Annotated in this window: 16 protein-coding genes; all 16 read right to left on the bottom strand. The window is 66.0% G+C overall.

Annotated features, from left to right (window positions below; translation table 11 throughout):
* Window positions 1-43: 43 nt before the first annotated feature.
* Window positions 44-1,372: a PQQ-dependent sugar dehydrogenase gene (locus AC3D24_RS09725; RefSeq protein ID WP_489030178.1), complete on the bottom strand. Its 1,329-nt coding sequence runs from the start codon at window positions 1,370-1,372 to the stop codon at window positions 44-46.
* A gap of 339 nt (window positions 1,373-1,711) precedes the next feature.
* Window positions 1,712-3,985: a catalase/peroxidase HPI gene (gene katG, locus AC3D24_RS09720; protein WP_489030176.1), complete on the bottom strand. Its 2,274-nt coding sequence runs from the start codon at window positions 3,983-3,985 to the stop codon at window positions 1,712-1,714.
* A gap of 194 nt (window positions 3,986-4,179) precedes the next feature.
* Window positions 4,180-5,079 (bottom strand): hemolysin family protein, encoded by a 900-nt coding sequence (locus tag AC3D24_RS09715; RefSeq protein ID WP_489030175.1) that lies wholly within the window; start codon window positions 5,077-5,079, stop codon window positions 4,180-4,182.
* 8 nt (window positions 5,080-5,087) lie between these two features.
* Complete coding sequence (gene ybeY / locus AC3D24_RS09710; RefSeq protein ID WP_489030173.1) at window positions 5,088-5,597, bottom strand: rRNA maturation RNase YbeY; 510 nt, start codon at window positions 5,595-5,597, stop codon at window positions 5,088-5,090.
* A gap of 9 nt (window positions 5,598-5,606) precedes the next feature.
* Window positions 5,607-5,939, bottom strand: coding sequence for a PIN domain-containing protein (locus AC3D24_RS09705; RefSeq protein WP_489030171.1), 333 nt, complete (start codon window positions 5,937-5,939; stop codon window positions 5,607-5,609).
* Between the two features lie 57 nt (window positions 5,940-5,996).
* Entirely contained in the window at window positions 5,997-6,254 is a 258-nt protein-coding gene (locus AC3D24_RS09700) for a type II toxin-antitoxin system VapB family antitoxin (protein WP_489030169.1), read from the bottom strand.
* A 48-nt stretch (window positions 6,255-6,302) separates the two neighbouring features.
* Window positions 6,303-7,307: a PhoH family protein gene (locus tag AC3D24_RS09695; RefSeq protein WP_489030167.1), complete on the bottom strand. Its 1,005-nt coding sequence runs from the start codon at window positions 7,305-7,307 to the stop codon at window positions 6,303-6,305.
* A gap of 384 nt (window positions 7,308-7,691) precedes the next feature.
* Window positions 7,692-9,008, bottom strand: coding sequence for a tRNA (N6-isopentenyl adenosine(37)-C2)-methylthiotransferase MiaB (gene miaB, locus AC3D24_RS09690; RefSeq protein ID WP_489030165.1), 1,317 nt, complete (start codon window positions 9,006-9,008; stop codon window positions 7,692-7,694).
* A gap of 286 nt (window positions 9,009-9,294) precedes the next feature.
* Window positions 9,295-9,942 (bottom strand): lysophospholipid acyltransferase family protein, encoded by a 648-nt coding sequence (locus AC3D24_RS09685; protein ID WP_489030163.1) that lies wholly within the window; start codon window positions 9,940-9,942, stop codon window positions 9,295-9,297.
* A 70-nt stretch (window positions 9,943-10,012) separates the two neighbouring features.
* Complete coding sequence (locus tag AC3D24_RS09680; protein ID WP_056047123.1) at window positions 10,013-10,435, bottom strand: Fur family transcriptional regulator; 423 nt, start codon at window positions 10,433-10,435, stop codon at window positions 10,013-10,015.
* Window positions 10,436-10,509: 74 nt separating this feature from the next.
* A complete protein-coding gene (locus AC3D24_RS09675) occupies window positions 10,510-10,998 on the bottom strand; it encodes a GNAT family N-acetyltransferase (RefSeq protein ID WP_489030160.1) in 489 nt (162 codons plus the stop codon).
* Window positions 10,998-11,615: a tRNA (adenosine(37)-N6)-threonylcarbamoyltransferase complex dimerization subunit type 1 TsaB gene (tsaB, locus tag AC3D24_RS09670; RefSeq protein ID WP_489030158.1), complete on the bottom strand. Its 618-nt coding sequence runs from the start codon at window positions 11,613-11,615 to the stop codon at window positions 10,998-11,000. The genes AC3D24_RS09675 and tsaB overlap by 1 nt, the downstream gene beginning before the upstream one ends.
* 120 nt (window positions 11,616-11,735) lie before the next feature.
* On the bottom strand, window positions 11,736-12,329 hold the full coding sequence (locus AC3D24_RS09665) for a malonic semialdehyde reductase (RefSeq protein ID WP_489030156.1): 594 nt from the start codon (window positions 12,327-12,329) through the stop codon (window positions 11,736-11,738).
* Complete coding sequence (locus AC3D24_RS09660; RefSeq protein ID WP_093398839.1) at window positions 12,329-12,901, bottom strand: NifU family protein; 573 nt, start codon at window positions 12,899-12,901, stop codon at window positions 12,329-12,331. Before AC3D24_RS09660 ends, AC3D24_RS09665 begins: the two co-directional genes overlap by 1 nt.
* 190 nt (window positions 12,902-13,091) lie before the next feature.
* Window positions 13,092-14,102: a patatin-like phospholipase family protein gene (locus AC3D24_RS09655; protein WP_489030154.1), complete on the bottom strand. Its 1,011-nt coding sequence runs from the start codon at window positions 14,100-14,102 to the stop codon at window positions 13,092-13,094.
* A gap of 95 nt (window positions 14,103-14,197) precedes the next feature.
* Complete coding sequence (locus AC3D24_RS09650; RefSeq protein ID WP_489033120.1) at window positions 14,198-14,935, bottom strand: aspartyl/asparaginyl beta-hydroxylase domain-containing protein; 738 nt, start codon at window positions 14,933-14,935, stop codon at window positions 14,198-14,200.
* Between the last annotated feature and the right edge of the window lie 105 nt (window positions 14,936-15,040).

Below are 15,040 nucleotides of genomic sequence, written 5' to 3'. Positions count from 1 at the left end.
CTGGGTCCGACGTAAGGGGCGAACTTGCGCTCGCCCCATTGGATCACTTGCCGGCGCTGACCCGCCAGATCGCGTTGCCGACATCGTCAGCAACCAGCAGGCCGCCGGTCTTGTCTGTGATGACGCCGACCGGGCGGCCCTGCGCATCGCCGTCCTTGTTCAGGAAGCCGCCGAGTATGCCGACGGGCTTCACGTTCGCGGCCGGGAAGCCGGTGTCGCCGAAGGCGATATAAACGACCTTGTAGCCCGAGACAGGCTTGCGGTTCCACGAGCCGTGCTCACCGACGAATGCGCCGTTGGAAAACTTCGCGCCGAGCTTTGCGTCCGCCGAGAAGGTCAGGCCGAGCGCCGCGACGTGCGGTCCGAGCGCGTAGTCGGGACGCTTCGAATATTGCTGGAGTGCGGGGTTCTTGGGCTCGACCCGGCTGTCGGGATAGCCGCCCCAATAATACCAGGGCCAGCCGAAATTATCGCCGAACTCGACCTGGGTCAGGTAATCGGGTGCGAGATCGGAACCGAGCTGGTCGCGCTCGTTGACGACCGTCCACAGTCCGCCCGACCTGGGGTTGATCGCCATGCCGTTCGGGTTGCGCAAGCCGGCGGCGTAGATCCGCCAGTTCTTGTCCTTCGGCCAGACCTGCAGGATGTTGGCGCGGTATTTTTCGGCGTCCATGCCGTTTTCGGCGATGTTCGAGGACGAGCCGACGCCGACGTAGAGTGTCTTGCCGTCCGCGGCGGTGATGACGTTGCGCGCCCAGTGATTGCCGCCGGGGTTGAGCTTGATGACGAGCTCGGGCTTGGCGGTGATCCTGGTCGCGCCGTCGGTGTAGGGCACGCGGACGAGCGCGTCGGTGTTGCCGATATAGAGCTGGCCGTCGAGCAGCGTCATGCCGAACGGCGAGTTGAGGCCGGTCATGAACACCGACTTCGTCTCCGCCACGCCGTCGCCGTCGGCGTCGCGGAGCAGCGTAATGCGGTTTGCCGAGGGCACGCCGGCGCCGGCGCGGCCCATCAGCACCTTCATCACCCACCCGGTAATGCCGCCGCCTTCGCGCGGCGGCGAGTTGGTCTCGGCGACCAAGACGTCGCCATTGGGCAGGCGGTACATCCAGCGCGGGTGATCGAGGCCGGTTGCGAACGGCTGCACCTTCAGGCCGGCGGCGGGTGTGGGCATCGCGCCGTTCTGCCAGCCGACGACTTTCGCGACCTTGACGGTCGGGATCGTCTGGATGCGCGGATCGGTTATCTTGGGCAGCTTGCCGGCAACCTGGTCGACCGACAGTTCGGCGGTGTCGGGCCAGGCGATATAGGTGACGCCCGCGGCGATCACGAGCAGGATCAGGCCCAGGACGATGAGGATGTGTTTGCGCATGGGGGGAGATTAGGGGGGCAAGCGGGCGGGGGCAATCTCTACCACCGTCATTGCAGCGAACGCTGGGATCTCCCGGTTCAAACCGCGGCAACCGCCTCATAGATATCCCAGCGTTCGCTGGGATGACGGGCGAGGGGAAGGGGAGCGGGCCAAAATCCTTCCCGGTACGGGGAGGGGGACCAGCGTAGCTGGTGGAGGGGGGCGTCCACCGGCGATACGCTTGCGGTGGTCCCCCTCCACCCCGTCGCTACGCGTCGCGGTCCCCCTCCCCGTGCCGGGGAGGAATAAAAAAGGCCGCCCGCATTACTGCGAGCGGCCTTCGTCATTCAAACGTCGCGTTTACGAAATCGCGGCGTCCTGCTCAGCGCGCACCTTCGGCAGGTCGAAACGGTCGGCGTTCATCACCTTGTTCCAGACCTTCACGAACGCACCCGCGAACTTTTCGCTCGCATCGTCCGCCGCGTAGACTTCGGCCAGTGCCCGCAGCTGCGAGTTCGAGCCGAACACTAGGTCGACGCGGCTGCCGGTCATCGTCGTCTCGCCCGTCTTGCGATCCTTCGCTTCGAACGTACCGTCGCCAACCGCAGTCCACTTCGCCGTGAAGCTCGTCCGCAGCAGGTTGCGGAAGAAGTCGTTGGTCAGCGTCTCGGGCCGATCGGTGAACACGCCGAGCTTCGAGTCTCCATGGTTGGCACCAAGCACGCGCAGGCCACCGACGAGCACCGTCATCTCAGGGGCGGTGAGGCCCATCAGATGCGCACGATCGACCATCAGTTCCTCTGCCGAATAGACCGAGGTCTCGCCGACATAGTTGCGGAACGCGTCAGTGCGCGGCTCGAGCGGTGCGAACGAGATCGCATCGGTCTGCTCCTGCGACGCATCGGTACGGCCCGGCGTGAACGGCACGGTCAGGTCGTGACCCGCCTTCTTCGCCGCCGCCTCGATGCCTGCATTGCCGCCGAGCACGATCAGGTCGGCGAGCGACACGGTCTTGCCGCCGGTGGCGAACTCACGCTGGATGCCCTCATACGTCGAGAGCGCCTTGGCCAGTTCGGCCGGCTCGTTGACCGCCCAATCCTTCTGCGGGGCGAGACGGATGCGTGCACCGTTCGCACCACCACGCTTGTCGGTGCCACGATAGGTCGAGGCCGATGCGAACGCCGTCTTGACCAGACGCGAGATCGACAGACCCGAGTCGAGGATCTTCGTCTTCAACGCGGACACGTCGGCGTCGGACAGCGGCTCACCTTCGGCTGCCGGCACGGGATCCTGCCAGATGCGCGGCTCTGCCGGCACTTCGGGACCGAGCAGCAGCGGGTAGGGGCCCATGTCGCGGTGCGTCAGCTTGTACCATGCCTCGGCGAACGCCTTGGCGAACTCGTCCGGATTCTCGTGGAACCGGCGCGAAATCTTCTCGTACGCCGGGTCCACGCGCAGCGCGATGTCGCTCGTCAGCATCGTCGGGCGATGCTTCTTGGTGGCGTCATGCGCGTCGGGCACGTCCTCGGCCGCGTCCTTGGCGACCCACTGGTGCGCACCGGCCGGGCTCTTGGTCAGCTCCCATTCGTGGCCGAACAGGTTCTCGAAATACAGGTTGGTCCACTTGGTGGGCTCCTGCGTCCAGGTGACTTCGAGACCGCTGGTGATCGTATCACCGGCGTTGCCCTTGCCATAGCTGTTCGCCCAGCCGAGGCCCTGCATCTCGATCGACGCACCTTCCGGCTCCGGCCCGATATAAGGATCGGGCTCCGCGGCACCGTGCGTCTTGCCGAACGTGTGGCCGCCGGCGATCAGCGCGACGGTCTCCTCGTCACCCATCGCCATGCGCGCGAACGTCTCGCGGATGTCGCGCGCAGACCCCATCGGATCGGGATTGCCGTTCGGCCCTTCCGGATTGACGTAGATCAGGCCCATCTGCACCGCGGCGAGCGGGTGCGCGAGATCGCGGTCGCCCGAATAGCGCTCGTCGGCGAGCCACTCGCGCTCGGCGCCCCAGTTCACGTCGGTCGCCGGCTCCCACACGTCGATGCGGCCGCCTGCGAACCCTGCGGTCTGGAAGCCCATCGACTCGAGCGCGCAATTGCCGGTGAGGACAAGCAGATCGGCCCAGGACAGGCTCTGGCCGTATTTCTGCTTGATCGGCCACAACAGCATGCGCGCCTTGTCGAGGTTGGCGTTGTCCGGCCACGAATTGAGCGGCGCGAACCGCTGCTGGCCCGCGCCGGCGCCACCGCGGCCGTCACCGATCCGGTAGGTACCGGCGCTGTGCCAGGCCATGCGGATGAACAGCGGGCCGTAATGCCCGAAATCGGCCGGCCACCACTCCTGCGAGTCGGTCATCAGCGCGAAGATGTCGGCCTTCACCGCGGCGAGGTCGAGCGCCTTGAACGCCTCGGCATAGTCGAAGTCGTCGCCCATCGGATCGCCCGCGGGCGGGTTCTGGTGGAGCACCGAGACGTTGAGCTGGTTCGGCCACCAGGTGCGGTTCGACATCTCGAGCAGGACGGCGGGGCCATCCATCTTGCCGGGCTCGTTGGTCGCCTGGTGCGACGAGCCGCCGTGCATCGGGCATTGTCCGGCAGCGGGGGCTGCGGTGGTTGCTTCGGTGGTCATACCATCTCCAATTCAGCGTCTTCTGAAGTTGGAACAGGGTATGCCACTCCCCGACTGATTGGTGAAATAGATTGCGTCGTCCGCAGTGATCGGCTGGGTGATATGTACCAGTGCCCGTTCGTGCTGAGCGAAGTCGAAGCAAATGCGTGTCTGGCATGCCCTTAGACTTCGCTCAGGGCGAACGGATACGGGCTTCAGTCGTCGTCCTCGATCGGCACGACCGGCGGATGCAGGCGCAGGCGGTTGATGCGGCGTTCGTCGGCTTCCGTGATCTCGAACTTCCAGCCGCTCGGATGGTCTACGCACTCGCCGATCTGCGGCACGTGTCCGGCGAGCAATGCCGCGAGGCCGCCGAGCGTGTCGACGTCGCCATCCGCCTCCGCCAACCGCGCGTCGATCAGTTGCGCGACGTCCTCCAGTTCGGCGCGCGCGTCCGCGTCCCACGCGCCGCCATCGATCGGCACGAGCAACGCTTCGGGGGCGTCGTCATGCTCGTCCTCGATATCGCCGACAATCTCCTCGATCAGGTCCTCGATCGTGACGAGGCCCTCGGTGCCGAAATATTCGTCCAGCACGACAGCGAGATGGACGCGCTTCTGGCGCATGTCGGCCAGCAGATCGAGCGCACCGCGCGACATCGGTACATAGAGCGGCTCGCGGATAAGATCGGCGATCGACGCCGGATGCTCGGCCCCCGTGGCGAGGATGTTGAAGACGTCCTTGATGTGGACCATGCCGATGATCGTATCGAGTTTTTCGCGGTATACCGGCAGGCGGCTATGCCCCGCTTCGGCGAACAGCTGGACGAGGTCGGCAAAGCTCGTGCCCTCCTCGACCGCGACGATATCGGCCCGCGGTACGCCGACGTCCCCGGCGTCACGCTCGCCGAAATGGAGCAGGTTGCGGACCATCTGACGTTCGAGCGGGGTAAGATCGCCGACCGCATCGGGGGCGGGGTCGCCCTCGTGCCGGTCGATCGCATCCTCGAGCTGGTCGCGTAGCGATTCGTCGGGAGTACCAAAGATCAGGCCTTTCAGCCCGCGCCAGATACTGTCGGTACTATCGCCGTTTCCGGCATTGGGGCCATCGGCCATCGTGGTCGTCAGTCCTCTGTTATCAGATAAGGGTCGTGGAGCCCGAGCGCCGCAAGCGCATCGCGCTCGATCTGCTCCATGCCCTCGGCCTCGTCGTCGTCGATGTGATCATAGCCTAGCAGATGCAGCGTGCCGTGCACCATCAGATGCATCGCATGATCCTCGACCGAAATATTGCGCTCGGCGGCCTCGGCCACGCAGACGCCGTGCGCGAGGATGATGTCGCCGAGCAGGACTTCACCGTCGTCGGAGTTCTGGGTGATCGTCTCCAACAGGTCGGACTGGACCATCGGGAAGGACAGGACGTTGGTCGGCTTGTCCTTCTGGCGATACTGCTTGTTGAGCGTGTGGACCTCTTCGTCCGAGGCGAGGCGGATCGAGATCTCGACGGTCGCCGCGCTGGTCAGGAGCTCGCCGTGCGGGGTCCGCTCGATCGCCGCCGTTGCTGCGCGCAGCGCGAGCGCGTCCCAGTCGTGGTCAGGCCAGGGGGCGTCGGAAGACAGCGCGATTTCGAGCATGCAGGTCCTTCAGGCAAGATCGGTCAGGGCGAAATCATTACCCTTATAGAGAAGTTCCGCACCATTGGCTTTCGCGCAGGCATAGGCGAAACAATCCCCCATGTTGAGCTTGCAGGAATGGCGGCCCTTGCCGTAGATTTGATAGGCGTCGAGCGCCGTAGATAATTCGCTCTCACCGATTGCGACAAGACGAAGAGCCAACACGCGAGCGGTGTTCTCCACTTCACCGCGAGCCACATCGATATCAAATCGATAGGAGCTACGAAGAGCGGACACCGTCTCCCAGCACGACATAGCCGACCACAAGGAATTTCCGTCATGTTCGACACGGGTGATCAGCATCGCGCTCCGGTTCACCTACGATCATCGCTACAAGCGCGGAGGCATCGACGAACAGGGTCAATCCGGTTCCTCGCCCCATAATTCGTCAAAAAAGGCCTTGTCGGCTTTAAGGCCAGTCGGTTCACCCAGGGGGTTAGCCCTGCGCCATGCATCCAGGCGTTCGCGCATGCTGGGCAGCGGAGCCGACGGCAGCAATTCCGCCTTCTGGCGACGCAGCAAATCACGAACGACTTCGGTCTTGGTAACGCCCAGACGCGCCGCCAGCTCAGCAGCGAGTTCGGCGGTTTCGTTGTCTTTGATGTAGAGAGACGCCATCGTCATGCTCCTGGGATATCCCGGATATACGCCGGGATATCCCAGGCATCAACCATCGGTGCCTTCATACGCCTCGACGACGCGGCCGACAATCGGGTGGCGGACGACGTCGCCGACGGTGAAGCGGCACATCGAGATGCTCTCGACGCCTTCGAGCCGCCTTACCGCATCCGCCAAGCCGGAGGCTGCGACACCGCCGGGGATGTCGACCTGCTTCGGATCGCCACAGATCACCATGCGGCTGTTCTGGCCGAAGCGGGTGAGGAACATCTTCATCTGCGCGGGCGTGGTGTTCTGCGCTTCGTCGAGGATCACGAACGCGTCGGCCAGCGTGCGGCCACGCATGAAGGCAATCGGGGCTACCTCGATTTCCCCGCTGGCGATGCGGCGTTCGACCTGTTCCGCGGGGAGGCAGTCGTACAGCGCGTCGTACAAAGGCCGCAGGTAGGGATCGACCTTCTCCTTCATATCGCCAGGAAGGAAGCCGAGGCGTTCGCCGGCCTCCACCGCTGGGCGCGACAGGATCAGCCGCTGGACGCTGCCGGTGATGAGTTGCTGCACCGCCTGTGCGACCGCCACATAGGTCTTGCCCGTGCCCGCTGGCCCGAGCGCGAAGATCATGTCGTTGTTGGCGAGTTCGCGCATGTAGTGCGCCTGCGCCGGTGTGCGCGGGACGATCGTCTTCTTCCGCGTGCGGATCATGATCGGGGGCGCACCGCCGCCACCCGCATCGGCGCGGATGATGCCGGCGAGGACGGGCTCGTCCGCCATCGCGATCGAGGCGTCGACGAGACCGGTGTCGACGTCCTCGCCGCGCTGGATGCGGGCGTAGAGATCGTGGAGCACGTCGCGCGCCTTGGCGACCTGTTCGGCGGTGCCCTCCAGGCCGATCTTGTTCCCTCGCGCGGTGATGTAGACGCCGAGGCGGTTCTCGAGCGCTACCAGGTTCTGGTCGTACTGGCCGAACAGCCGGACGAGGAGCTGGGGCTTGTCGAACAGCAGTTCGACTCGGGCGCGGTCACCGGACTGGGCGGGAACGGGTTTACGGCTCATACGGTCCTTTCAGGGTGTCAAAGGTTACGCCTGGAAGCGTCGAACCGTAACCTTTGAAAGGAAGATGAGCATCGCGGGCGACGCGTTCAAGCCGCGCCAAGGCGCTGGCCGAGAGATGATTCGAGTCGCGTGGGCGAAGCTGCATCGGGGGCGAGTGTGGCAGGCGATCCGGATGTAGGACAGCGAAATCGCGGGGGCTCGTTTCGCAAGCCCAGCGTATTGTTTTGACGCCTCAGGGACGCCGTTGCGATCCTCCCCCGCAAGGGGGAGGTGTCGCCGCAGGTGACGGAGGGGGAGGACACGCAACTGCGGTTATCGCGCCCTCCCCCTCCGTCAGGCAAGTGCCTGCCACCTCCCCCTGGCGGGGGAGGATTAGGAGGGGGCTCAGGCTGCCTCGGCGATCCGTTCGATGCCGCTCAGGGAGTTGGGGCCTGCAGCCGCCAGCGTGACTTCGACGAGATCGCCGATCGCGTGGTTGCCGATCAGGTGGACCGATTGCAGCCAGGGGGACTTGCCGATCAGCTGGCCGGGGAGCTTGCCCGGGCGTTCGAGCAAGACCGTGCAGGTGCGGCCGACGGTGGCGGCGTTGAAGGCGTGCTGGTCGCGGTTGAGCGCGGCCTGGAGGCTTTGGAGGCGCTCGTCCATTACCGACTCCGGGACCTGTTCGACGATCGACGCGGCGGGGGTGCCGGGGCGGGGGCTGTATTTGAAGCTGTAGGCCTGCGCGTAGCCGACCGCGTCGACGAGGCTTAGCGTGTCCTCGAACTCGGCGTCGGTCTCGCCGGGGAAGCCGACGATAAAGTCGCCCGAGAGTGCGATGTCGGGGCGGACGGCGCGGACGCGGTCGAGGAGGCGGAGGTAGGAGTCGCGGGTGTGGCTGCGGTTCATTGCCTTGAGGACGCGGTCGCTGCCCGCCTGCACGGGGAGATGGAGGAACGGCATCAGGCTCTCGATGTCGCGGTGTGCGTCGATCAAGCCTTGCGTCATGTCGTTGGGGTGGCTGGTGGTGTAGCGGATGCGCGCAAGGCCGGGGATGCGGTCGAGGTCGCGGATCAGGTCGTGCAGGCCGCGCTCGTTTTCGGACCAGGCGTTGACGTTCTGGCCTAGCAGGGTGATTTCGCGCGCGCCGGCGTCGACCAAGGCCTTCGCCTCGTCGACGATCGCAGCGAAGGGGCGGCTGATTTCCGCACCTCTCGTGTAGGGTACGACGCAGTAGGTGCAGAACTTGTCGCACCCTTCCTGCACGGTCAGGAACGCCGAAGGCGCGACCTTCCGGCGGGAGGGGAGTGCGCCGAACTTCGACAATAGCGGCATGTCGGTGTCGAGCGAAGGCGTGCCCGCGGCGGCCTTCGCGACGAGGTCGGGGAGGTTGTGATAGGCTTGCGGGCCGACGACGATGTCGACCTTGGCGCGGGTGAAGATCTCCTCGCCCTCGGCCTGCGCGACGCAGCCGGCGACGGCGATCATCGGCGTCTTGCCGGACTTGCGGCGCTGGTCCTTCCGGAGGCGACCGATGTCCGAATAGACCTTTTCGGTGGCGCGTTCGCGGATGTGGCAGGTGTTGAGGACGACGACGTCGGCGTCGACCGCGTCGGCTTGCGTGAGGCCCTGGGCAGCCATCAGTTCAGCCATGCGCTCGCCGTCGTAGACGTTCATCTGGCAGCCGAAGGATTTTACGTGGAAGGTTTTGGGAGGGGACATGGTGGGGGCCGTACCAAATTTGTGCGGGTAGCGGGAGGGGGCGTTATCTCGAACTGGCGGCTGCGGGGACCTTGCTAACGAGAGCGCCACCCCGGCGAAGGCCGGGGCCCAGTTGGGGGACGGCGCTAACTGGTGTCGGCGCTTCGTTACTGCGACCTTTCCAACTGGGCCCCGGCCTTCGCCGGGGTGCGGTTTTCGTGTTGGGGATAAGGTGCGCACTCTCCCGCGAAAGCGGGAGTCCAGACTGGGCCCCCGCCTTCGCGGGGGCACACTCATTGTTCATGAGCTACAGCGCTTCCATGCGGCGGCGGGCTTCGGCGACTATGGCTTTTCGGTCGCCATAGTCGGCGGGGTCGAAGGGATCGGCGAAGTGTAGTGTCGCGACGAACGTGCCCTTGCGCCTGAGGACGCGGGCGGCGTGGTGTTGGCCGAGTTCGTCGCCGACCCAGGCGAGTTCGCTCGTTGCCGCGCCATAGTCGATGCGGACGGGTTGCACCCTCACGCCGGGCGGGGGCGGGTCGAGCGCGGCCAGTAGCGCGGCCTTGAACGGGAGGAGGGTAACGCCGTCTCCCGTCGTGCCCTCGGGGAAAAGGGTGACGGGCCAGTCGGCTGCCAGCGCGTCGCGGATTTGGGCGATCTGGGCGGTGACCGCCATGCGATCGGCGCGGCTTACGAAGATCGTGTGGTTGAGCGTGCAGAGCCAGCCAACCAGCGGGGCCGCGCGGAGTTCGGATTTGGCGACGAACGCGCTGCCGGTCGCGCCGGACAGGAGCAGGATGTCGATCCAGCTCAGGTGATTCGAGACGAAGACGACGTCGTGGCGGAGTGGCGTGCCCTCGACATGGGCTCTGGCGCCAACGATCCGCGCGACCAGCCACAGGAAACGCGGTGGCCATGGGGACTTCTGCCCGAACAATCGCCATGCGCCATGCAACGGCAACGCCAGGATCAGCGCGACCAGCAGCGCAGCCAGTCGCGCGCCCAGGCGGATCCGGCCGATCGCGTCAGTCCTTGCGGGTGAGGGCGACGCCGTAGAGTTCCATGCGGTGATCGACCAGGCGGAAGCCCAGTTTCTCCGCGATCGCCTTCTGCAACTGCTCGAGCTCGGGATCGACGAATTCGATGACCTTGCCGCTCTCGACGTCGATCAGGTGATCGTGATGCGCCTCGGGCGCGGGCTCGTAGCGCGCGCGGCCGTCGCCGAAATCGTGGCGGTCGAGGATGCCGGCTTCCTCGAACAGGCGGACCGTGCGGTACACCGTTGCGATCGAGATGCCGGGGTCGATCTGCGACGCGCGCTCATAGACCTTCTCGACGTCGGGATGGTCGTCCGCCTCGGACAACACGCGCGCGATGACGCGGCGCTGCTCGGTGATGCGCAGGCCCTTCTCGTTGCAGAGTGCTTCCAGATCGATCTTGCGCGGCATGGTTCGTTCCCTCGTTGCACCCCATGTAGGACGTTCGCGCTGTTGCGAAAAGGGATAGTGACTCGCAATAAGCCTTACCTGTTGATATCTTTCGAATATGTATGTGCGTCATACGCGACGCCGGTCTTGCCGCGGTAGTAGGCGCGGCGTTCGCCGACCTTGGCGAAGCCGTGCGCGTCGTACATCTTGACCGCGTCGTTGCCGGCGCGGACCTCGAGGTGGAGTTTCGCGATGTTGCCAACCGAGCAGTCGGCGATCGCCGCGCGGATCAGCGCGGTGCCGACGCCGCGGCGGCGATAGTCTGGCGTGACCGCGATCAGCAGCAGTTCGGCTTCGTCCGCGACCGTGCGGGTCATGGTGAAGCCGGCGGGGACGTCGTCGACGAACGCGAGGGTGAGGTGGACGCCGGTGAGCGCGAGGACACCGAGGCACTGGCTGCGCGTCCACGCCTCGCCGTAGCGTGGGTCGAACGCGTCGGTCATCAGCGTGTCGACGATGGCGAGATCGCGGGCATTTCCGGTGCGGAGGGTGACAGTTCGGGTGGCGGCCTGACGCGTAGCCATTATTTCGGGACCGAGGGCTTGGCGTCGGGGGCGCGCCCGTAGATCGGGCTTGGGGCAAGCGCGGTCAGCGATGCCGGGAGCAGGATTGCGGAGGCTGCGTCGGGGAGCGCTTCGGTAAGGTCGAGGCTGTCATCCAGTGTGGCAAGCCAGCGGACCCCGTTGCCGATCGCGCGCCGTCCCGCCAGCGCGGCCAGCGCGGCCTCGGGCTTCAGCGATACCATGTCGGATCGCGGCGACAGATCGACGGAGAAGGCTTGCATGAAGACCTCGCCATGCCCGCCTTCCATGATCACCGCAATATCGTCGATTAAGCGGTCGGCGAAACCGGCGGCGGCGATGAGCGGGAGCGAGGAAAAGCCGGCGATTTCAGCGCCCCAGCCGAGCGCTAGGCCGCGGGCGGCGGCGATGCCGACGCGGACGCCGGTGAAGCTGCCGGGTCCGCAATCGACGATGATCTTGTCCGCACGGCCGCCATTGGGGAGCTCGGCGATCATCGGGATGAGGCGCTCGGCATGGCCGCGGCCGACGACTTCATGCGCGCGGGCGATGATGGCGCCGGACTCGATGAGGGCGACCGAGCAGGCGGTGGTGGATGTCTCGATTACTAGCGTGCGCATTACTTCTTACCCTCTCCCCTCAGGGGAGAGGGCAGGGTGAGGGGCGCCGCGAGCGCTGCCCTTCCCAACTACCCCTCACCCCGACCCTCTCCCCGCAGGGGAGAGGGAGCAGGTCCCGCTTTACGCGATGCTGTTGAACTTCGCGAAGTCGGGGCGGGGCGAGCGGGCGTAGATCGTCGCGGGGTCGCCGTGGCCGAGCGTCGAGATGAAGTTGGTCCGCACCGCCGGCGTGTCGGTGAAGAACGCCGCATCCACCTTGCCCGCGTCGAAGCCCGACATCGGCCCGGTATCGAGCCCGAGCATCCGCGCGGCGATGATGAAATACGCACCCTGCAACGTCGAGTTGCGGAACGCCGATGCCTCGCGCAGTTCGGCGTTGCCGTCGAACCACGACTTCGCGTCGGCATGCGGGAACAGCTCGGGGAGGTGTTCGTGGAAATTGGTGTCCATGCCGATGATCACCGACACGGGGGCGTTCAGGATCTTGGGCTGGTTCTGCGCGCTGCACGCATCCGCCAGCTTTTGCTTGGCTTCGTCGCTGGTCACCCAGATCAACCGCGCGGGAAGCTGGTTGGCCGACGTCGGGCCCCACTTCATCAGCTCCCATATCGCGTGCAGTTCGGATTCGGCGACCGGCTCGTCGGTGTAGCCGTTATAGCTGCGTGCGTCGCGGAAGACGGCGTCGAGGACGGTGTCGTCGAGTTTCTCGCGCATCAGACGGCTCTCACTTCGGTGACTTCGGGGACGTAGTATTTCAGCAGTTGCTCGATGCCGTTCTTGAGCGTCGCGCTCGACGACGGGCAGCCGGCGCAGGCGCCCTGCAGCTGGAGGAACACTTTGCCTTTGTCGAAGCCACGATAGACGATGTCGCCGCCGTCGTTCGCCACCGCGGGGCGGACGCGCGTGTCGATCAGTTCACGGATCTGCGCGACGATGTCCGCATCGGCGGGGTCGTCCGACAGCGCCGGCTCGTCCGACGGCACCGAGAAGCCGGCGCGCGCGGGCTTGAACAGCGGCATAGCGGCGGAGAAGTGATCGAGCAGGATCGCGAGCACGTCAGGCTTCAGGTCCGACCATGCGGTGCCAGGCGCGGCGGTTACCGAAACGAAATCGCGGCCGAAGAACACGCCGGTGACGTCGCCGAGGCCGAAAATCGCGTCGGCGAGCGAACTCACCTCGGCTTCTTCGGGGGTGGCGAAGTCGCGCGTGCCGGCTTCCATGACGGTGCGTCCCGGGAGGAACTTCAGCGTCGACGGGTTGGGAGTGGATTCCGTTTCGATGAGCATGGAGGTCATGTGGCCCGGCGGGGGCGGGGGATCAAGCGCGGAACGGGAAACGGTTTCTTTCCCGCGCCGATCCCCGCATTCCGGCGACGCTCCCGTTCCCGCTAAACCCGTCACGCAACTACGTGACGCGTGTCCGATCAGACGGCCGCCGCGGACGTCATGCCGCGAGGGCAAGGGGCGGATCGGATCGTTAAAGGCTGAGTTTGGCGGCCCAGCGGGCGAGCACGCTTTCGTGCTGTTCCATCCACTCCTGCGCCAGTTTGGTCAGTTCGGCGAGATGCGCGGGGCTGGCATCGTCCAGGCCGCCGCCATTGGGGTCCAGGGTGAACTCGGCGCGATCATATTGCGCGGCGCCCACCAGCCGCTCGGCCTGGTAGGAGATCGTGCTGGAGCCGGCCTGCATCAGGATCGAGAAGATCGGCACGCGGCGGAACGGATTGACCCAGCCGAAGATCGACCAGTGTCCCGCCGATCCGTAAGGCTTTTCCGAGCTGCCCGTACTCAGCGACAGGATTTCGAGGTCGCCGAGGTGCCAGCCGAGTTTGCGCGCCTCGATGATCGCAGCGATCGTCGGGTCGTTCGCAAAGACGCCGCCGTCGATCAGCAGGAGTTCGGGTTCGGGCTTTGCAGGCGGTACGACCGCGGTGGCGGGAATCTCGGCCGGGGGGAAGAACGTCGGTGCCGCCGAAGTCGCGCGCGCGGCGACATTGAGCGGGAACGAGCGTTGCGGAGAGCCAGCAGCGGCATCGTAATCGGGACCGCCAGCCATGAACACCGCCTTGCGCTCGAGCAAATCATAGGCGGGGATGACGATGTTCGTCAGCGCATCCTGCGTCCGCGCCTTCGTGCCGATCCGTCTGGCAAGAATCTCTTCGAGCGGTTTGGGGCTGTAAGGGAAGCCGGGCAGGCGCCGTGACAGGCCGAGGAGGTGGGGAAATATCCGTTTGCCGTCGTTGCGATAGAGATCGACGAGATCGCTCGCGGTGCAGGCTGCCCTGGTTGGGTCCGCCTGGCTAGGCGCGGTGAGGCCCGCGGCGATGATGCCGCCGGTCGAGGTGCCGGCGATCAGGTCGAAGCAGCCGTGCAGCGGCCGCCCGATCCTGCGCTCGAGTTCGGCGAGGATCAGCGCGGGGATGAGCCCGCGGATTCCGCCGCCGTCGATCGTCAGGATGTATCTCGTCTTCGCGCGATCGTCGCCCATGGATGCCCACTCCCCAATGACGCGGCAAGCGTAACAGCGAATGGTCGGACGGTTGCGAGAGACCGGTCCGGATCGGTTCGATCCTTACCGCGGGGTCAGACGTCCATCGCCTTCACGGCGGCGTTCCAGCTGCCGATGTTGCGGACCGCGTCTTGCACGAAGGCGGAGCGGCGGACGATGCCGAGGAACAGGTCGGCGATCCACTTGCCCGGGTTGCGCAAGGGGCGTTCGAACTGGATCAGCAGGACGACGCGGGTACTGGTGGTGTCGTTCCAGACCTCGTGCTGGTAAGTGTCGTCGAACACCAGCGTCTCGCCTTCGGCCCAGCGGACGGTGCGGTCGTGGACGCGCATGCGGACGTCGCCGTCGCGCGGCACGATCAGGCCGAGGTGGCAGGTGATCAGCCCCTTGGTCACGCCGCGGTGTTCGGGGATGTGCGTGCCGGGCGCGAGGATCGAGAAGAACGCGCTGTTGAGGCCGGGGATGCGGGCGACGGCTGCGGCCGTGTGCGGACAGCGCGCGAGGCTCTCCTCGATCGGGTAGCCGTAGCCGTAGAGGAAGAACGAGCGCCATTTGTCGATCTCGGCGATCGAGCGGTGATCGGGGGAGATCGTCGCGAGGCTGGGCGAGGCCTCGCCTCGTAGCGCGACAAGGACGGCCTCGTCGCGGATCGCGGCCCAGTTCTCGCGCAGCACCGCGGTCCAGGCGAAATCACGGACGTCGAGGACCGGGTCGTTGGCGACCAGCGACGAGGACGCGATCATGCGGTCGAAGACGCCGCGGAGGTGCTTGCCGACGCGGATGATCAGCGGGCGGTTGGCTTCGGCGATCATCGGCGCGCCGGGCCTCGGCGCGCCGGAGATCACGTTGAGGTCGGGCATGCGGGCGCTGCGCCGCAACGCCGGTTCGCCCGAATCCCGCCACAATGAAGACTGCCC

The organism is Sphingomonas sp. SL1004 (genome assembly GCF_057815015.1).
Note: the sequence above shows the minus strand (reverse complement) of the source record. Positions and strands in the feature narration are given on the sequence as shown.